Source organism: Streptomyces sp. NPDC021080, from assembly GCF_044333225.1.
Lineage (GTDB): Bacteria > Actinomycetota > Actinomycetes > Streptomycetales > Streptomycetaceae > Streptomyces.
The window spans coordinates 207,984-232,011 of the sequence record NZ_JBIRQM010000012.1; the positions used below are offsets into that span (position 1 = coordinate 207,984).

The 24,028-nt window shown below is 72.5% G+C and carries 18 protein-coding genes; 14 read left to right on the forward strand and 4 right to left on the reverse strand.

Annotated elements, in window-relative coordinates:
- Nucleotides 1-378: 378 nt before the first annotated feature.
- Nucleotides 379-1,557 carry an ADP-forming succinate--CoA ligase subunit beta gene (sucC, locus tag ACH4S8_RS28605; protein ID WP_037626788.1) on the forward strand — a complete coding sequence of 393 codons (1,179 nt, stop codon included), beginning with the start codon at nt 379-381 and terminating at the stop codon, nt 1,555-1,557.
- 21 nt (nt 1,558-1,578) lie between these two features.
- Nucleotides 1,579-2,463 carry a succinate--CoA ligase subunit alpha gene (gene sucD, locus ACH4S8_RS28610; RefSeq protein ID WP_037626785.1) on the forward strand — a complete coding sequence of 295 codons (885 nt, stop codon included), beginning with the start codon at nt 1,579-1,581 and terminating at the stop codon, nt 2,461-2,463.
- A gap of 110 nt (nt 2,464-2,573) precedes the next feature.
- Here sucD and ACH4S8_RS28615 read toward each other — a convergent pair whose 3' ends face one another.
- Nucleotides 2,574-3,791, reverse strand: coding sequence for a helix-turn-helix domain-containing protein (locus tag ACH4S8_RS28615; RefSeq protein ID WP_398399178.1), 1,218 nt, complete (start codon nt 3,789-3,791; stop codon nt 2,574-2,576).
- Between the two features lie 108 nt (nt 3,792-3,899).
- Between ACH4S8_RS28615 and ACH4S8_RS28620 the strand changes: the two genes are divergently transcribed.
- Nucleotides 3,900-5,813: a DUF6350 family protein gene (locus tag ACH4S8_RS28620; RefSeq protein ID WP_398398973.1), complete on the forward strand. Its 1,914-nt coding sequence runs from the start codon at nt 3,900-3,902 to the stop codon at nt 5,811-5,813.
- Between the two features lie 339 nt (nt 5,814-6,152).
- On the opposite strand, the gene ACH4S8_RS28625 is transcribed toward ACH4S8_RS28620, so the two are convergent.
- Complete coding sequence (locus tag ACH4S8_RS28625) at nt 6,153-7,010, reverse strand: hypothetical protein (protein WP_398398975.1); 858 nt, start codon at nt 7,008-7,010, stop codon at nt 6,153-6,155.
- Nucleotides 7,011-7,399: 389 nt separating this feature from the next.
- On the opposite strand from ACH4S8_RS28625, the gene purN reads away from it, so the two are divergent.
- Entirely contained in the window at nt 7,400-8,020 is a 621-nt protein-coding gene (gene purN, locus ACH4S8_RS28630) for a phosphoribosylglycinamide formyltransferase (protein WP_398398977.1), read from the forward strand.
- A complete protein-coding gene (gene purH / locus ACH4S8_RS28635) occupies nt 8,017-9,630 on the forward strand; it encodes a bifunctional phosphoribosylaminoimidazolecarboxamide formyltransferase/IMP cyclohydrolase (protein ID WP_398398979.1) in 1,614 nt (537 codons plus the stop codon). Before purN ends, purH begins: the two co-directional genes overlap by 4 nt.
- 71 nt (nt 9,631-9,701) lie before the next feature.
- Here purH and ACH4S8_RS28640 read toward each other — a convergent pair whose 3' ends face one another.
- Nucleotides 9,702-10,352 (reverse strand): hypothetical protein, encoded by a 651-nt coding sequence (locus ACH4S8_RS28640; RefSeq protein WP_398398981.1) that lies wholly within the window; start codon nt 10,350-10,352, stop codon nt 9,702-9,704.
- 300 nt (nt 10,353-10,652) lie between these two features.
- Between ACH4S8_RS28640 and ACH4S8_RS28645 the strand changes: the two genes are divergently transcribed.
- From ACH4S8_RS28645 to ACH4S8_RS28665, 5 genes are all read left to right on the forward strand, one after another.
- Entirely contained in the window at nt 10,653-11,507 is an 855-nt protein-coding gene (locus tag ACH4S8_RS28645) for a bifunctional methylenetetrahydrofolate dehydrogenase/methenyltetrahydrofolate cyclohydrolase (RefSeq protein WP_103552807.1), read from the forward strand.
- A gap of 76 nt (nt 11,508-11,583) precedes the next feature.
- The gene (locus tag ACH4S8_RS28650) at nt 11,584-12,234 is read left to right on the forward strand and encodes a DUF3017 domain-containing protein (protein ID WP_398399180.1); all 651 of its coding nucleotides are present in this window, start codon (nt 11,584-11,586) and stop codon (nt 12,232-12,234) included.
- Nucleotides 12,235-12,657: 423 nt separating this feature from the next.
- Entirely contained in the window at nt 12,658-13,611 is a 954-nt protein-coding gene (locus ACH4S8_RS28655) for a DUF2690 domain-containing protein (RefSeq protein WP_398398984.1), read from the forward strand.
- A 753-nt stretch (nt 13,612-14,364) separates the two neighbouring features.
- Nucleotides 14,365-15,354, forward strand: a complete 990-nt coding sequence (locus ACH4S8_RS28660; RefSeq protein WP_398398986.1) for a malate dehydrogenase — start codon at nt 14,365-14,367, stop codon at nt 15,352-15,354.
- Between the two features lie 313 nt (nt 15,355-15,667).
- Nucleotides 15,668-16,672: a hypothetical protein gene (locus ACH4S8_RS28665; protein ID WP_398398988.1), complete on the forward strand. Its 1,005-nt coding sequence runs from the start codon at nt 15,668-15,670 to the stop codon at nt 16,670-16,672.
- Between the two features lie 7 nt (nt 16,673-16,679).
- Here ACH4S8_RS28665 and ACH4S8_RS28670 read toward each other — a convergent pair whose 3' ends face one another.
- Complete coding sequence (locus ACH4S8_RS28670) at nt 16,680-17,609, reverse strand: GNAT family N-acetyltransferase (RefSeq protein WP_398398990.1); 930 nt, start codon at nt 17,607-17,609, stop codon at nt 16,680-16,682.
- Between the two features lie 243 nt (nt 17,610-17,852).
- Here ACH4S8_RS28670 and ACH4S8_RS28675 point away from each other — a divergent pair, with 243 nt between their 5' ends.
- Genes ACH4S8_RS28675 through ACH4S8_RS28690 form a run of 4 tightly spaced genes read left to right on the forward strand, consistent with a single transcriptional unit; the run spans nt 17,853 to nt 24,027 of the window.
- Nucleotides 17,853-19,364 carry an aldehyde dehydrogenase family protein gene (locus ACH4S8_RS28675; RefSeq protein WP_398398992.1) on the forward strand — a complete coding sequence of 504 codons (1,512 nt, stop codon included), beginning with the start codon at nt 17,853-17,855 and terminating at the stop codon, nt 19,362-19,364.
- A 54-nt stretch (nt 19,365-19,418) separates the two neighbouring features.
- Nucleotides 19,419-20,951 carry a GMC family oxidoreductase gene (locus ACH4S8_RS28680; protein WP_398398994.1) on the forward strand — a complete coding sequence of 511 codons (1,533 nt, stop codon included), beginning with the start codon at nt 19,419-19,421 and terminating at the stop codon, nt 20,949-20,951.
- Complete coding sequence (locus tag ACH4S8_RS28685) at nt 20,948-22,078, forward strand: glycine betaine/L-proline ABC transporter ATP-binding protein (RefSeq protein ID WP_398398996.1); 1,131 nt, start codon at nt 20,948-20,950, stop codon at nt 22,076-22,078. The genes ACH4S8_RS28680 and ACH4S8_RS28685 overlap by 4 nt, the downstream gene beginning before the upstream one ends.
- Nucleotides 22,078-24,027, forward strand: a complete 1,950-nt coding sequence (locus ACH4S8_RS28690) for an ABC transporter permease (protein WP_398398998.1) — start codon at nt 22,078-22,080, stop codon at nt 24,025-24,027. The genes ACH4S8_RS28685 and ACH4S8_RS28690 overlap by 1 nt, the downstream gene beginning before the upstream one ends.
- Nucleotide 24,028 lies beyond the last annotated feature (1 nt).

Consider the following 24,028-nt stretch of genomic DNA (forward strand, 5'->3'; position numbering starts at 1 on the left):
CGTTCCCGGCGGGTCGGGGGACCCGGACGGCCGAAAGCCGGCGGATCCACCCGACCGGACCCCTGAGCGCCCGGCGCGGCCGGCCCCCGAGCCGCGAGGCCGGCCGCGCCGGGCCCTCCGCAGCTGCTCACAGGGGCCTCACCAGGTGATTCCGGGCCTGGTGAGGGGCCGTCCGGGCCCGATCTGTGACAGGTATCACCGCTGAGGTGTGATCTGCGATTTAGGGTCCCGTGCCCCGCGGCGATAACCTGCGAGACGGACATGCCGCGCGCTCGGACACCGTGTGCGCCACCCTTGTGACAGCGGACGTCACGTTGCCCTTCGCGGCACGCCCACGCATCCAACGAACCGCGAGATCACTGATAGGGACGGACGCGCGTGGACCTGTTCGAGTACCAGGCGAGGGACCTCTTCGCCAAGCACGGTGTACCGGTGCTGGCCGGTGAAGTCATCGACACGCCTGAGGCAGCCCGCGAGGCGACCGAGCGTCTTGGCGGCAAGTCCGTCGTCAAGGCCCAGGTGAAGGTCGGTGGCCGCGGCAAGGCCGGCGGCGTCAAGCTCGCCGCCACCCCGGACGAGGCCGTCGCCCGCGCGACGGACATCCTCGGCATGGACATCAAGGGCCACACGGTCCACAAGGTGATGATCGCCGAGACCGCGCCCGAGATCGTCGAGGAGTACTACGTCTCGTACCTCCTCGACCGCACGAACCGCACCTTCCTCGCCATGGCGTCCGTCCAGGGCGGCGTGGAGATCGAGGTCGTCGCGGAGGAGAACCCCGACGCCCTCGCGAAGGTGCCGGTCGACGCCAACGAAGGCGTGTCGATCGAGAAGGCCCGCGAGATCGTCGCCCAGGCGAAGTTCCCGGCCGAGGTCGCCGACCAGGTGGCCGAGATCCTGGTGACGCTGTGGGACACCTTCATCAAGGAGGACGCCCTCCTCGTCGAGGTGAACCCGCTCGCCAAGGTCGCCTCCGGCAAGGTCATCGCCCTCGACGGCAAGGTGTCGCTGGACGAGAACGCCGAGTTCCGCCAGCCCGACCACGAGGCGCTGGTCGACCACGCGGCCGCCAACCCCCTCGAGGCCGCCGCCAAGGCCAAGAACCTCAACTACGTCAAGCTCGACGGTGAGGTCGGCATCATCGGCAACGGCGCGGGTCTCGTCATGAGCACCCTCGACGTCGTCGCGTACGCCGGTGAGAACCACGGTGGCGTCAAGCCCGCCAACTTCCTCGACATCGGCGGCGGCGCCTCCGCCGCGGTCATGGCGAACGGCCTGGAGATCATCCTCGGCGACCCGGACGTCAAGTCCGTCTTCGTCAACGTCTTCGGTGGCATCACCGCCTGTGACGAGGTCGCCAACGGCATCGTCCAAGCGCTCCAGCTGCTCGCCGACAAGGGCGAGGAAGTCACCAAGCCGCTCGTCGTGCGTCTGGACGGCAACAACGCCGAGCTGGGTCGCCAGATCCTGTCGGACGCCAACCACCCGCTGGTCCAGCGCGTGGACACCATGGACGGCGCGGCCGACAAGGCCGCCGAGCTCGCGGCTGCGAAGTAAGGGACGAGGGACTAAACAGCCATGGCTATCTTCCTCAACAAGGACAGCAAGGTCATCGTCCAGGGCATGACCGGTGCCACGGGCATGAAGCACACCAAGCTCATGCTCGCGGACGGGACGAACATCGTCGGTGGCGTGAACCCGCGCAAGGCGGGCACCTCCGTCGACATCGACGGCAACGAGATCCCCGTCTTCGGCACGGTCGCCGAGGCCATGGAGAAGACCGGCGCCAACGTGTCCGTCCTCTTCGTGCCGCCGGCCTTCGCCAAGGCCGCCGTCGTCGAGGCGATCGACGCGGAGATCCCCCTCGCGGTCGTCATCACCGAGGGCATCGCCGTCCACGACTCCGCCGCCTTCTGGGCGTACGCGAAGTCGAAGGGCAACAAGACCCGCATCATCGGCCCGAACTGCCCCGGTCTCATCACCCCGGGCCAGTCCAACGCCGGCATCATCCCGGGCGACATCACGAAGCCGGGCCGCATCGGCCTGGTCTCGAAGTCCGGCACGCTGACGTACCAGATGATGTACGAGCTCCGTGACATCGGCTTCTCCTCCGCCGTCGGCATCGGTGGCGACCCGGTCATCGGTACGACGCACATCGACGCGCTCGCCGCGTTCGAGGCCGACCCCGACACCGACCTGATCGTCATGATCGGCGAGATCGGCGGCGACGCCGAGGAGCGCGCGGCCGACTTCATCAAGGCCAACGTGACGAAGCCGGTCGTCGGCTACGTCGCCGGCTTCACCGCGCCCGAGGGCAAGACCATGGGCCACGCCGGCGCCATCGTCTCCGGCTCCTCCGGCACGGCCGCCGCGAAGAAGGAGGCCCTCGAGGCCGCGGGCGTCAAGGTCGGCAAGACGCCGACCGAGACGGCCAAGCTGGCGCGCGAGATCCTCGCCGGCTGAGTCCTCGCCCGACCGAACGCCGGTGGGCCCGCACCCTTTTCGGGGGTGCGGGCCCACCGGCGTTCCGTGTCACGGGCGTTCCGCGTTCCCGGCGTTCCGCGTCACGGACGTCAGCGGTTCTCCGGGATCAGTCGCTCCGGGCCGTTCATCTCCTGGGCCCTCAGCCGGGCGCGGAGCTTGACCTCCGCCGCGGAGAGCGGCCCGGGAGCGGCCCGGGGCGGCAGGCCGTGGATGGTCTCCGGCGGCGCGAGGGGGGCCTCGTAGTGGTCCGGGGCGGTGCCCAGCGTCAGGACGGTCACCCCGATCAGCAGGGCGGTGAAGGCGATGGCCGCCCGGGTCCACTGCTGGGCCCGGCGCTCGCCGTACCAGCGGACCGTGCGGGGCTTCGCGGCCCGCAGCTGCTCCGCGCTCGCGAGTTCGGCGAGCCGCCGGTGCAGATCCTCCGGCGACGTCAGCTCCGGCAGCCGCGCGGTGACGGCCTCGCGCGCGTGCAGCACCCGGTTGGCCGCCGCGGGCGTGCTCGCCTCCGTCTCGGCCGCGGTCTCCGGCAGCCCGAGCCCCACGCCGTCGTACAGCACCAGGGTGCGGCGGTACACCGGCGGCAGGTCGAGGAGCGTGTCGAGCAGGGCACGGTCGGCGGCGTCGGCGGGTGGTGCCTCCGGGTGACGGTAGCGGGGGCGCAGCCGGTGCCAGGGGGAGAGCGCGTACTCGTACGCCGTCGCGCGCACCCATCCGGCCGGGTCGGGGTCCACGGCCACCTCGGGCCAGCGGTACCAGGCCTGCTGGAACGCCCGTTCCACGGACTCGCGGGCCAGTTCGCGCCGCCCGGTCAGCAGATAGGCCTGTCGTACGAGGGCGGGGGCGCAGAACGAGTAGAGCGCGTCGAAGGCCTGAGCGGGCGTCAGCGACGGCTCCGAGAGCCCGGAGTCCTCGTTCCCGTCCCCGGCGAGCAGCTCCTCGGCGATCCGCGCCTCGACCCGGTTCCTCCCGGGCCGCTCCCCGACTCGAGAGGAAGGTTTCTTTCCCGTCCCCGTCCCCGTCCCCGCCCCTGCCCTCGTTCCCGTCCCCGCGCCCACCAGCTCGGGGGCGACGTCCTCCTGAGGGGTGTTCACCTCCGCCCGGGGGAGGGCCGGATCGGCCAGGAGCAGCCTCGTGTACGCCTCCCGCACAGGGCCGCGCGGGGCCGAGCGGCCGGCCTCCCACGAGCGCACCGTCGCCCGGCTGACGCCGAGCCGGGCGGCCATGTCGGCCTGTGTGAGCGACCGGTTCTCGCGTAGACGACGGCGCTCCTTGGGCGCCGGCAGCGGGGAGGCGGGGCCCTGTGTCAGGTCGGGTTCCACAGGTTGCCCCTTCGTACGAAGAAGTACATAACTGCATATTGAGCGACACATCCGGGGTTCGCCTGTTACGACGGGAAAGCGCGTGTCGTTGGGAGCATGAGGGTCGTGACCCAAATCACCGACCGCAGGCTCTCGTTGTCGCACCTGCTCACCCGGATGCGCGACCGATCACCCGGACTGGCCGCGAGCCTCCTGGGCGGCGCCTTCGCCGCAGGGCTCGGCCTCGCCTCGTTCGCCGTCCTCGTCATGGCGCTGTGGATCAGTTCGCCGTACCCGGACAGCGGGCCGGGCGGGGCGCTGCATGCCGCCGCCGCGCTCTGGCTGCTCGCCCACGGTGTGGAGCTGATCCGCACCGACACCCTGTCAGGCGTGCCGATGCCGGTGGGGGTGACGCCGCTTCTCCTGCTCGCCCTTCCCGTGTGGCTGCTGCACCGGGCCGCACGGGAGGCGGCCGACGTCACGTCGGAGTCGTCGCCGCGTACGGCGTGGGCCGGTGTCGTGGCCGGCTATCTTTCCGTCGGCTGGGCCGCCGCGCTGTACGCCTCGGGCGGCACGCTGCGCCCCTCCTGGGCCTGGGCGGCGATCTGTCTGCCGCTGCTCGCGGTGACGGCCGCGGGGGCGGGGGTCTGGACGGCGCACGGGCGCCCCTGGAGCCCGAGGCCACTCCGGGGGAGGCGGGCCGCGACGGTGCTTCCGCTCCCCGGCGGGCGCCGGACCGCGGGGCGTTCGACCGGAACGGCCGGAGGGCGTCCGCTCTCGTCCGTTCGCCGTCTCGTCGCCGCCGACGACCGGGTGCTCGGCGCCGCCGCACGGGCCGCCGCGGCCGGGGTCGCGGTCCTCGTCGGCGGCGGGGCCCTGCTCGTGGCGGCGTCGCTCGTGTGGCACGGGGACACCGCACGCGCCTCCTTCGTCCAGCTCACCGGGGTGTGGTCGGGCCGGTTCGCCGTACTGCTGCTGTGTCTGGTCCTGGTGCCGAACGCGGCCGTGTGGGGGGCGGCGTACGGGCTCGGGCCCGGGGTCGTCCTGAGCGCGGGTCATGTCGCCGGTCCGCTGGCCGCGCCGGGGACGCACACCGTGGCCGATCTGCTCCCCGCGTTTCCGCTGCTCGCGGCATTGCCGCGAGCGGGGTCCGGAGCACCGGCGGCCTGGCTGAGCGGGCTGGTGCCGCTGGCCGCCGCGGTGACGGTGGCGTGGTTCGCGGTGCGGGCGGGGGCCGCGCCGGAAACGGCGGGCCGGGAGGAGTCCTGGCCGCTCGGGCGGACGGTGGCCGTTGTCTCGATCGCCGCCGGAGGGTGCGGTGCCGCGCTCGGTGTGCTCGCCGGGCTGGCCGGGGGGCCGCTGGGGGTCCACGCCCTGAGCCATTTCGGTCCGGTGTGGTGGCAGGTGGGGCCCGTGGCGGCGGTGTGGACGGCGGTCGTCGGGATTCCCGTCGCGGTGGGCGCGGCCGAGTGGAGGAACCGGGGGCGCGCGGCGGTCAGGGGCGCGGGGGCTCGCCCGGACGCCCGCGGGACCGGGGTGACTCCACGGTCGCGGATGCGCGCCTGGACGCCGTGGCGCCGGGGCACCTCCTCGGTGCCGATGCCGGTCCCGCTCCAGGGGTCGCCGTCCACTGCCGGCTGGACCGGCCCCACGGTGCTGGAGTCCGTCGTCGAGAGCTTCGACCCGTACGAGGCCTACGACCCCGACGACTCCTACGACCCCTTCGAGCCGTACGACCTGCTGCCGGGGGAGGCCCCCGCGGGTGCCTGGTACGGGGACCTGTCGAGGGAGACCCGCTGGGAGGCGCTGAGGAAGGCGGGTGCTCCTCCCGGGTCCGAAGACCCGGAGGATCGGGAGCACCCGTCGGACGGGAAGGATCCCGAGGACCCGGAACACCAGGACGGTGCGGAGAACCGGGACGGCACGGAGCACCGGGAGATGTCCGAGAACCCCGACGGGCGGGGGCCGCGAACCGAGGGCGGCGCGGAGGGGCCGGGCCCGGACGCGCCGGGAAGCAGCTCGCCCCGCTGACCCGCACCGGCTCTCGCGGGCCTGGGTGAGGTCCTGCGGGTCCCGGCGGGCCCCGCAGGTTCCTCCGGGGTTCCGGCCGGCGCGTGTGCGTCGGATGCGCGCCTGCCCGGCCTGAACATCCCCGTGACCTCTCCGGGCCGCGGGGAGTCCGCCGGAGCCGCCGGGGAGCCCGCCGGAACCGGACCGGTCTTCTGCCCCGCGCCCCGGGACCGGTTGCGGCCCGCAGGTCAGGGGCGGGCGGGGACCGGTGGGCGCGCACGGTCCGGCGGGACTCCGGGCAGGAGCCCACGGTGGACCGGTCTCCTGCCCGGTGACGGTCCCCGGGCAGGAGGAGGGGCGTCAGTCGTGGGTGCCCAGCAGTCCGCGCAGATCCTTCGGAAGAAGGTCGTTGCAGGACTTCTTCGCGGCGTTCGTCAGGGCGTCGTTCGTGCAGGAGTAGTAGTCGCTGTAGACGAGGTGGGCGGTGAAGACTCCCGCGACCAGCACGATGGCCAGCGACGCGGTGATGATGCCGCTCACCGCGGCCGTCATCTGCGGGCGGATGTTCGGATCGGGCGCCGGGGCGTCCGGGTCCGGCGTGCGCGACCTGGAACGGAGCGCGCTGCCGCCCCAGTACAGGGCGAGCGCGCCCAGCAGCAGGGCCACGTACGGCCAGCCGAAGAGGACGAAGAAGAACGCCCACATGCCCGAGAGCAGTGCGTAACGGGCGCGGCGCTGGGCCGGGTCCGTGGGGTCCCAGCGCATGCCCCCGCCGGGCGTGCCGCCGGGGCCCTCGGGGCCGCCCTGTCCCTGCGGCGCGCGCGGCCGGTCGCCGAAGCCGCCGCCGCTGGAGGGACCGGGCTGCCGGTCGCTCCACTGGCTGCCCCAGGGGGAGTGCCCCGGGCCCTGCTGTCCGTCCCCGCCGTTCTCGCCGGAGCCCTGACCGGGCCGGCGCGGCTGCCAGGGCCGGTCGGGTGTCCCCTCCGGCGGCGGCGCGAACGGGTTGTCGTCCTGGCCGGAGGAGGACGGGCCGGTCGGGGGAGTGCCGGGCGCGTCGGGTCCGTGCCCGTCCGAGCCGCTCGTGCCCGCCGAGCCGCCGTTCCCGTCCGCGGAGCCGGGCCCGCCGGTGGAGCCGTCCCCGCCCGGCCTCGGCGGGGTGGACGAAGGGCGCCGCTCGCGCAGCAGGAGCGGAGGGAGTCGGAGACTGCGGTCCGGCATCAGGTGAGCGTCTTCCCCTTGGTGGTTCTGGCAGGCGGCGTGTCCACACGGCTTCGCACTCCGGACTCGCGTCCCGAGTTTCGTACCCCCGGGTACGCGCTCCGGATGTCTCCGGGGCCCGTGCCGCAGGCGGTGCCGGGATCACGCCCCGGACATTCGTTCTCGTCCCAGGTCAACGTCCCGCGCGCACAGGGCGTTCCCCGTGCCGGAGGTGTTCCCGGGTGGATCCTCCCCAGACGCTACCTTCCGGCCTCGCCCCCGTCCCGTGGGGGCCGCCCGGTGTGCCGGTATCGTTGCTGACGGTCGGCCGCTTCGTAGACTTCCCCGTATCCCGGGGCGCGAAGCATTCGTACGACCGTACAAACGCTCCCCCGAGAAAGGGCCCCCTCGTGGCCAAGACCAAGCGCCTCGTCGTGCTGGTCTCCGGATCAGGTACGAATCTGCAGGCCCTGCTCGACGCCGTCGCGGAGGCGGGCCCGGCGGCCTACGGTGCCGAGATCGTGGCCGTCGGTGCCGACCGGGACGGCATCGAGGGGCTCGCGCGGGCCGAGCGTGCCGGGCTCCCGACCTTCGTGTGCAAGGTCAAGGACCACGGCAGCCGGGACGAGTGGGACCAGGCGCTCGCCGAGGCGACCGCCGCGTACGAGCCCGACCTCGTCGTGTCCGCCGGGTTCATGAAGATCGTGGGGAAGGAATTCCTCGCCCGGTTCGGCGGACGGTTCGTCAACACCCATCCCGCGCTGCTGCCCAGTTTTCCCGGCGCCCACGGCGTCCGTGACGCGCTCGCGTACGGAGCCCGGGTCACCGGCTGCACCGTCCACTTCGTCGACGACGGCGTCGACACCGGACCGATCATCGCCCAGGGCGTGGTCGAGGTCCGCAACGAGGACGACGAGAGCGCTCTGCACGAGCGCATCAAGGAAGTCGAGCGAAGGCTGCTCGTCGATGTCGTGGGGCGGCTCGCCCGCAACGGCTATCGCATTGAGGGACGAAAGGTAGTTATCCAGTGACCGCCGACAGCACAGTCACGGCCGAGAGCACCGAGGGCACCAAGCGGGTCATCCGGCGCGCGCTCGTCAGCGTGTACGACAAGACCGGACTCGAGGAGCTGGCCCGCGGGCTGCACGCGGCCGGTGTCGAGCTCGTCTCCACCGGCTCCACCGCCGCGAAGATCGCCGCGGCCGGCGTGCCCGTCACCAAGGTGGAGGAGCTGACCGGCTTCCCCGAGTGCCTGGACGGCCGCGTCAAGACCCTGCACCCCAAGGTCCACGCCGGGATCCTCGCCGACCTGCGCCTGGAGAGCCACCGCCAGCAGCTCGCCGAGCTCGGCGTCGAGCCGTTCGACCTCGTCGTCGTCAACCTCTACCCGTTCAAGGAGACCGTCGCGTCCGGGGCCACCCCCGACGAGTGCGTCGAGCAGATCGACATCGGCGGCCCCTCGATGGTCCGCGCGGCGGCCAAGAACCACCCCTCCGTCGCCGTCGTCACCAGCCCCGACCGCTACGGCGACGTCCTCGCCGCCGTCCAGGGCGGCGGCTTTGACCTGCGCACCCGCAAGCGGCTCGCCGCCGAGGCCTTCCAGCACACGGCCGCGTACGACGTCGCCGTCGCCTCCTGGTTCGCCTCCGACTACGCGCCGGTCGACGCTGCGGCGGACAGCGGCTCCGCCGCGGGGCAGTTCCCCGACTTCCTCGGTGCCACCTGGCAGCGCGCGCACACCCTGCGCTACGGCGAGAACCCGCACCAGCCCGCCGCCCTCTACACCTCCGGCACGGGCGGCCTCGCCGAGGCCGAGCAGCTGCACGGCAAGGAGATGTCGTACAACAACTACACGGACACGGACGCCGCGCGCCGTGCCGCGTACGACCACGAGGACCCCTGCGTCGCGATCATCAAGCACGCCAACCCGTGCGGGATCGCCGTCGCGTCGAACGTCGCCGAGGCGCACCGCAAGGCGCACGCCTGTGACCCGCTGTCCGCGTTCGGCGGTGTGATCGCGGTCAACCGCCCGGTCACCAAGGAGATGGCCGAGCAGGTCGCGGAGATCTTCACCGAGGTCATCGTCGCGCCGGAGTACGAGGACGGCGCCCTCGAGGCCCTCACCAAGAAGAAGAACATCCGCGTGCTGCGGGCCCACAGGGCTCCGGCCGACCCGGTCGAGATCAAGCCCGTCGACGGCGGCGCGCTGCTCCAGGTCACCGACCGGCTCCAGGCCGCCGGCGACAACCCGGCGAGCTGGACGCTGGCGACCGGTGACGCCCTGAGCGAGGGCGAGCTCGACGAGCTGGCCTTCGCCTGGCGTGCCTGCCGCGCGGTGAAGTCCAACGCGATCCTGCTCGCCAAGGACGGCGCCTCGGTCGGCGTCGGCATGGGCCAGGTCAACCGTGTCGACTCCGCGAAGCTCGCGGTCGAGCGGGCCGGCGCCGAGCGCGCCCGCGGCTCCTACGCCGCCTCGGACGCGTTCTTCCCGTTCCCCGACGGCCTGGAGATCCTCGCCGACGCGGGCGTCAAGGCCGTGGTCCAGCCCGGCGGCTCGGTCCGCGACGAGCTGGTCGTGGAGGCCGCGAAGAAGGCGGGCATCACGATGTACTTCACCGGGACGCGGCACTTCTTCCACTGATCCGGTACGAAACGCGAGGGCCGTGTCCCCCCTTCACGGGGTGGGACACGGCCCTCGGCGTGTACGGACCCTCAGTAGCGGGGGCGGTTGAACCAGGCCGTGCCGCTCGGCACGACCGGGGCAGCCGTGATGATGGCCGCGAACACCACCCAGATCAGGGGGAAGAGGATGGCGGAGGCCAGGCCGGAGTCGAGGCCCGCGAAGAGCGCGAGCAGGCCGACGATCCCGCCCAGCGCGCCGTAGATGACGGTGGTGATGCGGACGCCCTGGCCGCCCTTGCTGAACTTCACGCCCAGGGTGATCGACAGGACCGCCAGGCCCGTCGCGATCAGGGCGAGCAGCACGATGAGGCCCGACGCGGCGCCGGCGCCGTCACTGAACGTGTTGAACGGGTCGTCGGACGACGTGCTGTAGCGGTCCGCCGCGTCCCCGACGTCGCTGACGAAGGCGGCGACGTAGAACCAGGCGAGCGCTCCCAGGATCTGGACCGCGGAGATGATGAACAGGAAGACGCGGGCCGTCATCAGCAGGCCGGGCATGCTCTGCGGCATCATGTTGCCGCCCGGGTAGCCGGGGTACGCGGGCTGCTGCGGGTAGCCGTAACCCTGTGGGGGCACGCTCGGCGGGGCCTGCGGGTACCCGTAGACGGGAGCGGCCGGCGGTGCGGCGGGAGGCTGCTGCGGCGGGGGGCCGTAGGGGTTGTTCGGGTCGCCGAAACTCATGGCGGGTTTCCTCCGTTGCCTGGTGCGGGGACTACGCGCGGCACGGTTCGGAGGAATTTCTACAGAGCGGTCCGTCCCCCCGGTACTGCCCGCGACACTGTGTGTGCTCATCGTTCTTTAGCAGTCTCTTACTTGTCCAGCGCGATTCCGTATGTGTTGTCCAAGTGCAATGAGTGATCATGGCCGGATACGGGTGAATCGGGCGTTTGGCGGCCTCCGGGAGGTGGCTGGAAGGCCGTTACGGAGCCGGTGCGGACCCGGATTGGAACCTGGGCCGCGTCATCCGGGAGGATGGGGGGCATGACCGCCCAGATTCTCGATGGCAAGGCCACCGCAGCCGCGATCAAGTCCGACCTGACCGTCCGCGTGGCGGCCCTGAAGGAAAAGGGCGTCACGCCCGGCCTCGGGACGGTCCTGGTCGGGGACGACCCCGGAAGCCAGAAGTACGTCGCGGGCAAGCACCGCGACTGCGCCCAGGTCGGCATCGCCTCCATCCAGCGCGAACTGCCCGCGACCGCCACCCAGGAGGAGATCGAGGCGGTGGTCCGCGAACTGAACGAGGACCCCGCCTGCACCGGCTACATCGTCCAGCTGCCGCTCCCCAAGGGCATCGACGAGAACCGCATCCTGGAACTGATGGACCCGGACAAGGACGCGGACGGCCTGCACCCGATGAACCTCGGGCGTCTCGTCCTCAACGAGCCCGCCCCGCTGCCCTGCACCCCGAACGGTGTCCTCACGCTCCTGCGCCGCTACGGAGTGGAGATCAAGGGTGCCGAGGTCGTGGTCGTCGGCCGCGGCGTGACCATCGGGCGTCCGATGCCGCTGCTGCTGACACGGCGCAGCGAGAACGCCACGGTCACCCAGTGCCACACCGGTACCCGTGACCTCTCCGCGCACCTCAAGCGCGCCGACATCATCATCGCCGCCGCCGGTTCCGCGCACCTCATCAGGGCCGAGGACGTGAAGCCGGGCGCCGCCGTCCTCGACGTCGGTGTCTCGCGCAGCGCCGAGGGCAAGATCGTCGGCGACGTCCACCCGGACGTCGCCGAGGTCGCCGCCTGGATCTCCCCGAACCCGGGGGGTGTCGGCCCGATGACCCGTGCCCAGCTGCTCGTCAACGTGGTGGAAGCGGCGGAGCGCAGTGTCGGCTGACGGCAACACCCACGAGTCCGGGGCCGGCGCGGCGCGCGGCGGCGCCGAGTCGGCCGTGCGGGAGGCGGAGAGCGCGCTGCGCGACGCCGTCACCGGGGCCGAGGCGGAGCCCGAGGACCGGGCCGAGGGCCGGAGCGAGGGCCAGGCTGGTGCTGGTGCCGAGGCCGAGGTCGAAGCTGCGGTCGGGGCTGAGGTCGCGTCCGAGGCCGAGGCTGCGGTCGCGTCCGGGTCCAGGGCGAGGGCTGGGGCAGGGGGCGCGTCCGGGGCCGAGGGTGATCGGGTGGAGGAGGAGACCGTCCGGGACGCGATCAGCGCCCCCGACTCCCAGGGGAAGCCGCGGCGCACCACGCGGCGCTTCCCGCTGTTCACGCGTGACACGGCACGGCCCGAGGGCGGCGGCCGGGCGGCGTCCGGGGACGCCCCGGCGCCCGCGCGTCAGTGGCCCATCCTCGCGGTGCTGTCCACCGTCGCGCTCGGCCTGCTGCTCACCGCGCTCGACGTGTTCCGCGTCGGCACGATCCTGATCGGCGCCGCGCTGCTCGGGGGTGCCGTGATGCGATGGATGCTGCCCAGCGTCGGCATGCTCGCGGTCCGCTCCCGCTTCACGGACATGCTCACCTACACCGTCCTGGGCGGCGCCATCGTGGTGCTCGCGCTGATGGCCCAGCCCGGCCCGTTGCTGGAGATCCCGTTCCTCGACGACACCTTGCACTTCACGGTCCGCTGAACCGCGGACGGCGTGCGTGCCGGCAGGCCTGAGCGTGCCGGGGCCCGTCCTCTCCTTCGGGGAGGGCGGGCCCCGTCGTTCTCCGGGTCCGGGAACGACGGCGGCCCGTCCTCTCCCCCGAGTCAAGGACGGACCGCGGTCGGGCGAGTGTTCCGCCCGGGGTCAACCCTTGTGCACGAGAACGGCCTGTTCAACAGCCCGCGGTCCGCTGTGGCACGGAAGTGACCATTCCGGCACGGTGTGCGCGCCGTGTGACGGGAACCGCCCCAACTCCGGCCTCCCGGGCGGTCGTTGCCGTTCCCGTCCGCTCACCCCTCGCCCTTCGCCCCTGCCCTCCCGTGCGGGCCGGTGGAACACTGGACCACGGACCGGCGGGCGTACGGCGGCAGTTGGGCCCGTACCGGGGGAAAAGTGGGGGAGAGAATGCCTCGTTGGAAGGCTCTGCCGGATGAACTCGATCCGCAGGTCGCGGAGTTCGTCGGGCAGGTGCGACTGCTCGTCGACCGGAGCGGGTTGGGTGTCGCGGGCGTCGCCGACCGCACGGGTTACAGCAGGACGTCCTGGGAGCGGTACCTGAACGGCGGGCTGCTCGCGCCCAAGGGGGCGGTCGTCGCGCTCGCCGAGGTCACCGGGACCAGTCCCGTCCATCTGGCGACGATGTGGGAGCTGGCCGAGCGTGCCTGGAGCCGTTCGGAGATGCGCCACGACACGACGATGGAGGCTCTGCGCATAGCCCGGTCGAGGGCCGTGCCGGGGGGCGTGGAGGCGGGGGGTTCCGTCGCCGGTCCGGTGGGGTCGGCCCGTGCGGCCGGGATGCCGGAGCCCCAGGACGCGCGGCCCGTCGGTGCCGGCCCGAAGGGGGACGCCGCGCTGAGGACGCGCCGACTGAGGACGCGCCGGCTGACGACGGTCGTCGCCGGTGTCGTGGTGGTGTCGGCCCTCGTCGTCGCCGCCGTCCAGCTCACCCGGGGCGGGGAGAAGAAGGGCGCGGGCGGTACGCCCAGGACACCGGCGGCCTCCGCGCGTGCCCGGCCCGATCTGCCGCCGGGGGTGAAGTGCGCCGGGGCCTCGTGCGTCGGGAAGGACCCCGAGAGCATGGGGTGCGCCGGTCGCCTGGCCGGGACGACGACCAGCGTGACGGTGGGGACCGCGCTGGTGGAGGTGCGGTACAGCAAGACGTGCGGGGTCGCCTGGGCCCGGGTCACGCGGGCGGCGGTGGGTGACCGGGTCGAGGTGTCGTCGGGCGGTGCGGCGAAGCAGACGGCTGTGGTCGGTACGGATGTGGATACGTACACGCCGATGGTGGCGGTGAAGGACGTTGGTTCCGTGAGGGCTTGCCTGGGGTTGCAGTCGGGGCAGCGGGTGTGCACCTCGTAGTGGGGGCGTCGGCGCGGTGTTCGCGCTTCGGGTGCGGGGCAGGGCGGGGCCGTTCGTCGGGTGCGGTGCGGTGCGGTGGGTGGGTCGGGGCCGTGCCGGTACATCCGCCCGCATCCGGACGGATCCCACCGGGGTTTCGAAGTGGGCGTGGGTTCCGATCCGTCCGGCCTGCGGGCATCTGATGTACCGGCACGGCCCCTTCCGTGCGCGGCCGACTGCGGGTGCGTCGTGGCTTGCGTGAGTTTCAGTCCCTCCGGCGTTCGAGGAGCGGGGTCCGGGGCGGAGCCCCAGGGGTGATGGGGGTCCCCCCTGGTCGAGCGAAGCCGAGACCTTGGGGGCGGGCAGGGGCGGAGGGGGTGAAAGGAGTTCGGGGGCCGGAGAAAACTTCCGGTTCGGGGGATTGAGGTGGTTCCGAGGGGGCAGGCGGTCCGTACCCCCATGGGATCCGGTGCCGTCGGGAAGGGGGGAGATCCCTTCCCGGAGTCCCTGGTAACCCCTTTGGCGGTCGCCGAGTTCACCCTCTCCCGGGCCCGGCGACCGCCTGTCCCGGGGGTGCACGGGGGTATCTGTGGGGTGGGCCACACGGACCCTGACGTCCGGCGTCCCGGATGCGCGATAGCCTGGCGGCGGATCTCTCTTGACGCCGAGAGATCGATCATCGGAACCTTTGATCGATCATTGCGGTGGTTGCAGGGGACGATCCTGCACCCGGGGCAGGGACGCCCCACCGCCAGCTGTCATACGGAGAACGCCATGACTCGCACTCCCGTGAACGTCACCGTCACCGGCGCGGCCGGCCAGATCGGTTACGCCCTGCTCTTCCGCATCGCCTCCGGCCAGTTGCTCGGCGCGGACGTGCCGGTCAAGCTGCGCCTGCTGGAGATCACGCCGGCGCTGAAGGCCGCCGAGGGCACCGCCATGGAGCTCGACGACTGCGCCTTCCCGCTTCTTCAGGGCATCGACATCACGGACGACCCGAACGTCGCCTTCGACGGCACCAACGTCGGTCTGCTCGTCGGCGCCCGCCCCCGCACCAAGGGCATGGAGCGCGGTGACCTGCTCTCCGCCAACGGCGGCATCTTCAAGCCGCAGGGCAAGGCCATCAACGACAACGCCGCGGACGACGTCAAGATCCTGGTCGTCGGCAACCCGGCGAACACCAATGCGCTGATCGCCCAGGCCGCCGCTCCGGACGTACCCGCCGAGCGCTTCACCGCCATGACCCGTCTGGACCACAACCGCGCGCTGACCCAGCTCGCGAAGAAGACGGGCACCACGGTCGCCGACATCAAGCGGCTGACCATCTGGGGCAACCACTCCGCCACCCAGTACCCCGACATCTTCCACGCCTCGGTCGCCGGCAAGAACGCCGCCGAGGTCGTGAACGACGAGAAGTGGCTGGCCGAGGACTTCATCCCGACCGTCGCCAAGCGCGGTGCGGCGATCATCGAGGCCCGTGGCGCGTCCTCCGCCGCCTCGGCCGCCAACGCCGCCATCGACCACGTCTACACGTGGGTCAACGGCACCGCCGAGGGTGACTGGACCTCCATGGGTATCCCGTCGGACGGTTCGTACGGTGTGCCGGAGGGTCTCATCTCCTCCTTCCCCGTCACCACGAAGGACGGCCGGTACGAGATCGTCCAGGGCCTGGACATCAACGAGTTCTCCCGCACCCGCATCGACGCCTCCGTCAAGGAGCTCGAGGAGGAGCGCGAGGCGGTCCGCGCCCTCGGCCTGATCTGATCCGACGCCAACCGGGCTGAACTGGAGCGGGGTTCGTCCAGATCGGTCCGGCGGCGTTCGTTCCGCCGCAGTGCTTGCGATGCCCGGGTGGTTGTCACCACCCGGGCATCGGTGTGTTCGGGGACGTTGGGCGTACGGAAAGTACGTAGTGAACGTATGTGCTTTGTCGCCATAAAAAGGCGTGCTGATGGCGTAATCCTTACTATCGTCGTTACGTACGGTCCGCCGGGGGGCACAGGCGCGGCAGAGGTTCGGCGGGAAACGTGCCGAGATCGGGCCGTCGGGTGGGGCCGACGGGGAGCGGGGGCGACGGATGGCGCAGCGATGGGACGCGGACCGTCGGCAGTGGGTCGACGACGGAACGGGCCTGCCGGACGGTGGAGTTCAGGACGGTGTGGACGCCGGCGGGGCGCCGCCGACCGGGGAGCAGTGGTGGGCGGCGGCCACGCAGGCGGGGCCGCTGCGGCCTGATGCCCCTCCGCCGGTGGGCTCCGTGCCGCCTCAGCCGCCGCCCCAGCAGCAGTGGGCCCAGTCCCAGCAGCAGGCCCAGGCCGCCTGGTCGCATCAGCAGTCGCAGCCGCCCACATGGCCCGGCGGTGTCGTGCCGCCCGGGGGCGGTGGCAGACCGCCGGGTTCCGGTGACGCGCGGCGGCTGCTCCTGGTGATCGTGGCCGTGGCCGTCCTGGCGGGCGGTGTGGGCGGCGGACTGTGGGCGGTCACCCGGGGCGACTCGGCGCGGCATCCGCAGGCGCACACGTCCGGTCCCTCGGCCACCGTCACGACGACACAGCCCGGTGTCACCCCGGACACCTCGAACGCCTCCGGCGGCGACGGCGTGTACACCGCTCCGGCGGTGACGACCGCCCCGGCGCCGGCTCCGGGATACAGCCGCTCGGTCGATCCGGTCGGCTACACCGTGGACGTGCCGGCCGGCTGGGCGCGTCAGGAGAAGCAGGGCAAGCTGGCGCCCGTCGTCACGTACACCGCACCCGACGGCGTCCGCAGCCTCCTGGTGTTCGAGATCAAGGAGGACTCCGTGTCGGAGTCCTCGGCGCAGGCCCAGTCCATCGCGGAGGGGGCCCGGGGCTACCAGTACCTGGACCGGCGCAGCGGCACCGACTGGACGGAGTTCAGCTACCGCTACGACAGCAAGGAGACCGGGCCCACCCAGAACATCGACCACCGTTTCCAGGCCGCCGACGGTACGCCGTACGCCATCGTCGCCGGCAGCCCGCCGGGCACGGACATGACCCAACAGCTCGCGACGGCCGTGAACTCCTTCTGCCCGAGCGGGTACGCCTGCGCGAACCCCACCTGACGCACGCTCAACGGGCGGGCGGCTCCTGCGCGTCGACGGGCAGCCGCTTCTCGAACCAGTGCGCCGCGTACACGTTGTCGTCGTACCGCGCGGTCTCCGTGTAGCCGCACGCCCGGTACATCTCCTGGGCCTCGGTGAGCACGGCGTGCGTGTCGAGTCGTACGACGGTGAACCCGCGCTCCGCGGCCCGCTGTTCGAGGCCGTCGAGGATGCGGCGTCCGAGACCGAGCCGGCGGGCCCCGGGATCCACCCACACATGGCGGATCTCGCCCTCCCGGGGGCCGAGGCGGCGCAGCGCTCCGCAGCCCACGGGGCGGCCCTCCTCGTAGGCGACGAGGAAGGCGCCCGCGTCGCCCGACACCTCGTGCGGCCGGACGAGGGCGGCGGGGTCGAAGCCCTCGGGGAACCGTTCGTCGATGTCGGCCGCGTACGCGGCGAGGCAGGCGCGGGCGTCGGGAGAGGCGCCGTCGACCGTCCCGACGGTGATCGCGGCGAGCCGGAGCAGCCGGTGTGCCGTGTCCAGGGCGGCGGTGAGTTCGGCCCGCCGGTGCGCGTCGAGGCCGCTGAGCAGTCCCTCGGCGAGTGCGTCGGCCAGCCGGTTCTGCTCCTTGATCTCGGCCTGCCCGGCGGCCGTGAGACCGGCGACCCGCAGTCTGCTGTCCCCGGGATGGACGCTCACCCGGACGAGGCCCTGAGTCTCCAGGGCTCGCACCATCCGGCTCAGGTACCCGGCGTCCAGGCCGAGCCGGGCCCGCAGTTCGCGCAGGGAGGCCCCCGCCGTTCCGATCTCGAACAGCAGCCGGGCCTCGCCGAGCGGGCGGTCCTGGCCGAGGTAGTGGTCGTCGAGGGCTCCGATGCGCCGCGTGAAGTAGCGGTTGAACCGCCGCAGCGCCGTCACCTGGTCCGTGGTCGCCGAGTCCGCTGACACTGGCCCCATCTTCTTTCGGCTCTCCGCCCGGCAAGCATCTCGTCCTTTGACTTTAGTCAAAGGAAAATCGGCTGTCCATCACTGCCGGGTGTCCGTTCTCGGTGTTTTTCATGGGATTTTTCAGTGACCCGGCGCACTTCGGGTACGGGATCGCGCATGCGGCCGGGGTCGAGGGGCAGGCGCTCACAGCTCACGGGGGCGACGCCCGCGTGACACAGGGGGATCGAACAGGAACGGAAGGCAACACCGACCATGGCCGGACAGCAGGAAGAACAGACCATCCACGTGGGCGGCGAGTGGCGCGCGGCGCTCTCCGGTGCGACGCGCGAGATCCTCGACCCCGCCGACGCCGAGCCGTTCGCCGTGGTCGCGGAGGGGGACGAGAAGGACGCGGACCTCGCGGTCGCCGCCGCCCGCCGCGCCTTCGACGAGGGCACCTGGCCGCACACCCCCGTCGCCGGACGCGCCGCCCTGCTGCGCCGCGTGGCCGGCCTGCTCGTCCGTGACCGCGAGGAGCTCGGGCTGCTGGAGAGCCGTGACGCCGGCAAGACACTGGAGGAGGGGCGCGTCGACATCGACTGCGTCGCCGACGCCTTCCGTTACTTCGCCGACCTCGTGGTGGGGGAGGGCGGCGGGCGGGTCGTGGACGCCGGTTCGGCCGACGTCCACAGCGTCGTCGTGCATGAGCCCGTCGGTGTCTGCGCGCTGATCACCCCCTGGAACTATCCGCTGCTGCAGGCCAGTTGGAAGATCGCTCCGGCTCTCGCCGCCGGCAACACCTTCGTGGTCAAGCCGAGCGAGATCACCCCGCTGACGACCGTCGCCCTGCTCCGGCTGCTGGCCGAGGCGGGCCTGCCCGACGGTGTCGCGGGTCTCGTCACCGGCCCCGGGCACACCGTCGGCGCCCGCCTCGCCGAGCACCCCGACGTCGACCTCGTCTCCTTCACCGGAGGCCTTGCCAGCGGTACGAAGGTGGCGCGCGCCGCCGCCGACACGGTCAAGAAGGTCGCGCTCGAACTCGGCGGCAAGAACCCCAACATCGTCTTCGCCGACGCCTGCGCCACCGAGGAGGGCTTCGACACCGCCGTGGACCAGGCCCTCAACGCCGCCTTCATCCACAGCGGTCAGGTGTGCTCCGCCGGTTCGCGGCTCATCGTCGAGGAGCCGGTGCGCGAGCGGTTCGTCGCCGAACTCGCCCGCAGGGCAGGTGCGATCCGGCTCGGGCGCGGCACCGAGGACGGCGTCGAGTGCGGCCCGCTCGTCTCCGGGCAGCAGCGCGCCAAGACCGAGGAGTACGTCGCCTCCGCGCTGGCCGAGGGCGCGGTCCTGCGGGCCGGCGGCAGGCGGCCCGAGCCGTCCGAAGTCCGGCCCGCCACCGGGTACTTCTACGAGCCGACCGTGCTCGACCGGTGCCACCGCGGGATGCGGGTCGTCCGCGAGGAGGTCTTCGGGCCCGTCCTGACCGTGGAGACGTTCAGCACCGAGAGCGAGGCCGTCGCGCTCGCCAACGACACCGAGTACGGGCTCGCGGGCGCCGTGTGGACCGCCGACGCGGGCCGCGCCCGCCGGGTCGCGGGGCGGCTGCGCCACGGCACCGTCTGGATCAACGACTTCCACCCCTATCTCCCGCAGGCGGAATGGGGCGGCTTCGGCCGCAGCGGCACCGGGCGCGAACTCGGCCCCTCCGGGCTCGCCGAGTACCGCGAGACCAAGCACATCTACCAGAACCTCGCGCCGGCGCCGGTCCGCTGGTTCGCCGGCTGACTCCGGCACCCGGCAAGTACCCCACCTTTCAAGGCCTTTTGGAGCACTCCCTTCATGTCCCAGCACGAGAAAACGTACGACTACGTCGTCATCGGCGGCGGCACGGCGGGCTCCGTGATCGCGTCCCGCCTCACCGAGAACCCGGATGTCAGCGTCGCCGTCATCGAGGGCGGCCCCAGCGACGTGGGGCGCGAGGACGTCCTCACCCTGCGCCGCTGGACGGACCTGCTCGGCGGGGAGCTCGACTACGACTACCCGACCACCGAGCAGCCGCGCGGCAACTCGCACATCCGCCACAGCCGTGCCCGGGTGCTCGGCGGCTGTTCGTCGCACAACACGCTGATCGCGTTCAAGCCGCTGCCGTCCGACTGGGACGAGTGGGAGGCGTCCGGCGCCAAGGGCTGGGGCGCGGTGTCGATGGAGGCGTACTACGCGCGGCTCCTGAACAACATCGTCCCCGTCGACGAGAACGACCGGAACGCCGTCGCGAGGGACTTCGTGGCCGCCGCCCGCACCGCCCTCGACGTGCCGCTGGTGGAGGGCTTCAACCGGCAGCCGTTCACCGAGGGCGCCGGCTTCTTCGACCTCGCCTACCACCCGGAGGACAACAAGAGGTCGAGCGCCTCGGTGGCGTACCTGCACCCCGTGATGGACGCGCGGCCCAATCTGACGCTTCTGCTGGAGACCTGGGCGTACAGGCTGGAACTCGAGGGGAAGCGCGTCACCGGCGTGCACGTCCGCACGAAGGACGACGAGGAGGTGCTCGTCCGCGCGCGCCACGAGGTCCTGTTGTGCGCGGGCGCCGTCGACTCGCCCCGTCTGCTGCTGCACTCCGGCATCGGGCCCGCCGGTGACCTGGAGGAGCTGGACATCCCCGTCGTCCACGATCTGCCGGGCGTCGGCGAGAACCTGCTCGACCACCCCGAGTCGGTGATCGTCTGGGAGACGCACGGGCCGATCCCGGAGAACTCCGCGATGGACTCCGACGCGGGCCTGTTCGTGCGCCGCGATCCCGAACAGCCGGGCCCCGACCTGATGTTCCACTTCTACCAGATCCCCTTCACGGACAATCCGGAGCGCATCGGCTACGAACGTCCCGCGCACGGCGTCTCGATGACCCCCAACATCCCCAAACCGCGCAGCCGCGGCCGTCTTTACCTCACCAGTGCCGACCCGGACGTCAAACCCGCCCTCGACTTCCGGTACTTCACGGACGAGGAGGACTACGACGGCCGCACGCTCGTCGACGGCATCAGGATCGCCAGGGAGATCGCCGCGGCCGAACCGCTCGCCGGCTGGCTCAGGCGCGAGGTGTGCCCCGGGCCCGACGTCACCGGTGACGAGGAGCTGAGCGCGTACGCACGCCAGGTCGCGCACACCGTGTACCACCCGGCGGGCACCTGCCGCATCGGCGGGCTCCTGGACGAACGCGCCGTGGTGGACCCCGAGTTGCGGGTCCACGGCCTCGACGGCATCCGGATCGCCGACGCCTCCGTCTTCCCGGCCATGCCCGCCGTGAACCCGATGGTCGCGGTGCTCATGGTCGGCGAGAAGGCCGCCGACCTGATCGGGGGTGACGCGCGATGAACACGCCCACCGACAGCACCCGGAACACCACGCCCGACCACGCCGGGAGCGTCACGTCCACCGGCGCCGGGAGCGCCACGCCCCCCGCCGGCCCCGTCTTCTCCGTACGCGGCCTGTGGAAGGTGTTCGGTCCGAAGGCCGACCGGGTCCCCGGCGACCCGGAACTCGCCTCCCTGGACGCCGCCGGGCTGCGTGAGGCGACCGGCTGCACCGCCGCCGTCCGCGACGTCGGCTTCGATGTGCACAAGGGCGAGGTCTTCGTCGTCATGGGCCTGTCCGGCTCGGGCAAGTCCACCCTCGTGCGCTGCCTGACCCGGCTGATCGAACCCACCTCGGGCAGCATCGCGATCGACGGCGAGGACGTCCTCGCGATGGACAAGGGCCGGCTGCGCGAACTGCGCCGCCACCGCGCCGCCATGGTCTTCCAGCACTTCGGCCTGCTGCCGCACCGCACGGTCCTCGACAACGTCGCCTACGGCCTGGAGATCCAGGGCGTCCCGCGCGAGGAACGCCGGGCGAGGGCCGCCGAGGTCGTCGCCAAGGTCGGCCTCGAAGGCATGGAGCAGCGCCGGCCGGCCGAGCTGTCCGGCGGTCAGCAGCAGCGCGTCGGGCTGGCCCGGGCGCTCGCCGTCGACCCCGAGGTCCTGCTCTTCGACGAGCCGTTCAGCGCGCTCGACCCGATGATCCGGCGTGACATGCAGGACGAGGTCGTCCGGCTGCACCGGGAGGAGGGCCGCACGATGGTCTTCATCACCCACGACCTGACCGAGGCCCTGCGCCTCGGCGACCGCATCGCCCTGATGCGCGACGGCCGGATCGTCCAGCTCGGCACCCCGGAGGAGATCGTCGGCTACCCGGCCGACGCCTACGTCCGCGAGTTCGTCCGGGACGTGCCCCGCGAACAGGTCATGACCGTCCGCACGGCCATGCGGGCCGGGGACTGCGGCGGACCGGACCACCCTGGCGCGCTCGCCCCCGACACCGTGGTCGCCGACGCGATCAAGGCCGTCGCCCGCACCGGCCGGGCCGCCTGCGTCGTCCACGACGGCCGCTGCCTCGGTGTCGTCGACCACGAGCGGCTGCTCCAGGTCGTCGCCGGCCCGGACGCGATCGGGGAGGCGGCGTGATGGCAGCGGTCACCGCGTCCGTTCCCCGCACGGCCCTGCCCGGCCGCCTCAGGCATCCGGCCGTCGCCAAGCTCGTGCTGCTCGCCGCCGTCGCGGCCGTGCTCGTGCCCCTCGCCGAGGCCCGCTGGTCCGGCGGCAGCTGGCCGCACGCCCTGACCGTCGACCTGACCGGACCGCTCGGCAGAGCCGGCGACTGGATCATCGACAACCGCGACAGCCACCCGCTGTTCCTGTACTTCTTCGGTTACGTCAGTGACGCCGTCGTCCTGTCCGTACGCGCCGTCTACCTGCTGCTCCTCGCGGCCGGCTGGGCCGGAGTGACCGCCCTGGCCGCCCTCGTGGCCTGGCGGGCCGCCGGAGCGAGGCAGGCCCTCGGCACCGGCGCGGCCTTCCTCGTCTGCGGACTGCTCGGCATGTGGGTGCCCACCATGCAGACACTGGCGGTCATGGCGGTCGCCGTGCTCGCCTCCGTCGTCCTGGGCCTGCTGCTCGGCCTCGCCGCCGGGCTCTCCGACCGCACCCACCGCGCGCTGCGCCCCGTCCTCGACACCATGCAGGTGCTTCCCGCCTTCGCGTATCTGCTGCCCGTCGTGCTGGTCTTCGGCATCGGCGTCCCCGCGGCCGTGCTCGCCACCGTCGTCTACGCCGCCCCGCCCATGGCCCGCCTCACCGCGCTCGGCCTGCGCGACGCGGACGAGGGCGTGATGGAGGCCGTCGCCTCGCTCGGCGCCACCGCCCGCCAGCGCCTGTTCACCGCCCGCCTCCCGCTGGCCCGCAAGGAACTCCTCCTCGGCCTCAACCAGACGATCATGATGGCGCTGTCCATGGCCGTCATCGCCTCCGTGATCGGCGCCGGCGGTCTCGGTGACCGCGTCTACCAGGCCCTCGCCTCGGTGGACGTGGGCGCCGCCCTCGCCGCCGGCATCCCGATCGTGCTCCTCGCGGTCGTCCTCGACCGGGTCACGGCCGCGGCCGGGGAACGGATCGGAGCGGCCCGAGGGAACCCGCCCCGGCTGTACACGGCGCTCGCCGTCCTCGCCGTCGTGGCCGTCGCGCTCACCGGCCGTCTCGCGGGCCGGGCGGACTGGCCCGACGCCTGGGCCGTGAACCTCGCCGAACCGGTGAACCGCGCCGTCGACTGGATGACCGGCCACCTGTACTCGGGCGTCCCGTACATCGGCGGCACCGCCGACTGGGCGGGCCACTTCACCACCTGGGTCCTCGACCCGCTCCGGGACGGACTCCAGTGGCTGCCCTGGTGGGCCGTGCTGCTGACGGTCGCCGCCCTGGCCTGGCTGATCGGCACCTGGCGCACCGCCCTGACCGCCGTCCTCGCCATGGCCGCGATCGGCGTGCTGGGTGCGTGGAAGCCGTCCCTGGACACGCTCTCCCAGGTGCTCGCGGCGGTCGCCGTGACCCTGGTGCTCGGCTTCGCCACCGGGATCGCGGCCGCGCGCAGCGAACGCTTCGAGCGCCTGCTCCGGCCCGTCCTCGACGTCTTCCAGACCATGCCGCAGTTCGTCTACCTCATCCCCGTGGTCGCGCTGTTCGGTGTCGGCCGCGCCCCCGCCGTCGCCGCCGCGGTCGTCTACGCGCTGCCCGCCGTGGTCCGCATCACCACCCAGGGGCTGCGGGCCGTCGACCCGGCCGCGCTGGAGTCCGCCCGTTCCCTCGGCGCGACCGCGGGGCAGCAACTGCGCCAGGTCCAGCTGCCGTTGGCGCGGCCCGCGCTGCTGCTGGCCGTCAACCAGGGCGTCGTCCTGGTGCTCGCCGTGGTCATCATCGGCGGCCTGGTGGGCGGAGGCGCGCTCGGCTACGACGTCGTGTTCGGCCTCGCCCAGGGCGACCTGGCCACCGGACTGGTCGCGGGCGCCGCGATCGTCTGCCTCGGGCTGATGCTCGACCGGGTGACCCAGCCCACCGGGCACCGCGCCGAGAAGGGAGCCTGAC

What these genes read in the sequence shown, in the direction of transcription:
- ACH4S8_RS28655 (WP_398398984.1), top strand. Translation starts at nt 12,658, where the DNA reads ATGCCTCGTTGGAAGGCTCTGCCGGATGAACTCGATCCGCAGGTCGCG.
- ACH4S8_RS28670 (WP_398398990.1), bottom strand. Translation starts at nt 17,609, where the DNA reads ATGGGGCCAGTGTCAGCGGACTCGGCGACCACGGACCAGGTGACGGCG.
- ACH4S8_RS28660 (WP_398398986.1), top strand. Translation starts at nt 14,365, where the DNA reads ATGACTCGCACTCCCGTGAACGTCACCGTCACCGGCGCGGCCGGCCAG.
- sucD (WP_037626785.1), top strand. Translation starts at nt 1,579, where the DNA reads ATGGCTATCTTCCTCAACAAGGACAGCAAGGTCATCGTCCAGGGCATG.
- ACH4S8_RS28685 (WP_398398996.1), top strand. Translation starts at nt 20,948, where the DNA reads ATGAACACGCCCACCGACAGCACCCGGAACACCACGCCCGACCACGCC.
- ACH4S8_RS28645 (WP_103552807.1), top strand. Translation starts at nt 10,653, where the DNA reads ATGACCGCCCAGATTCTCGATGGCAAGGCCACCGCAGCCGCGATCAAG.
- ACH4S8_RS28665 (WP_398398988.1), top strand. Translation starts at nt 15,668, where the DNA reads ATGGCGCAGCGATGGGACGCGGACCGTCGGCAGTGGGTCGACGACGGA.
- ACH4S8_RS28680 (WP_398398994.1), top strand. Translation starts at nt 19,419, where the DNA reads ATGTCCCAGCACGAGAAAACGTACGACTACGTCGTCATCGGCGGCGGC.
- ACH4S8_RS28640 (WP_398398981.1), bottom strand. Translation starts at nt 10,352, where the DNA reads ATGAGTTTCGGCGACCCGAACAACCCCTACGGCCCCCCGCCGCAGCAG.
- ACH4S8_RS28675 (WP_398398992.1), top strand. Translation starts at nt 17,853, where the DNA reads ATGGCCGGACAGCAGGAAGAACAGACCATCCACGTGGGCGGCGAGTGG.
- ACH4S8_RS28625 (WP_398398975.1), bottom strand. Translation starts at nt 7,010, where the DNA reads ATGCCGGACCGCAGTCTCCGACTCCCTCCGCTCCTGCTGCGCGAGCGG.
- ACH4S8_RS28620 (WP_398398973.1), top strand. Translation starts at nt 3,900, where the DNA reads ATGAGGGTCGTGACCCAAATCACCGACCGCAGGCTCTCGTTGTCGCAC.
- ACH4S8_RS28690 (WP_398398998.1), top strand. Translation starts at nt 22,078, where the DNA reads ATGGCAGCGGTCACCGCGTCCGTTCCCCGCACGGCCCTGCCCGGCCGC.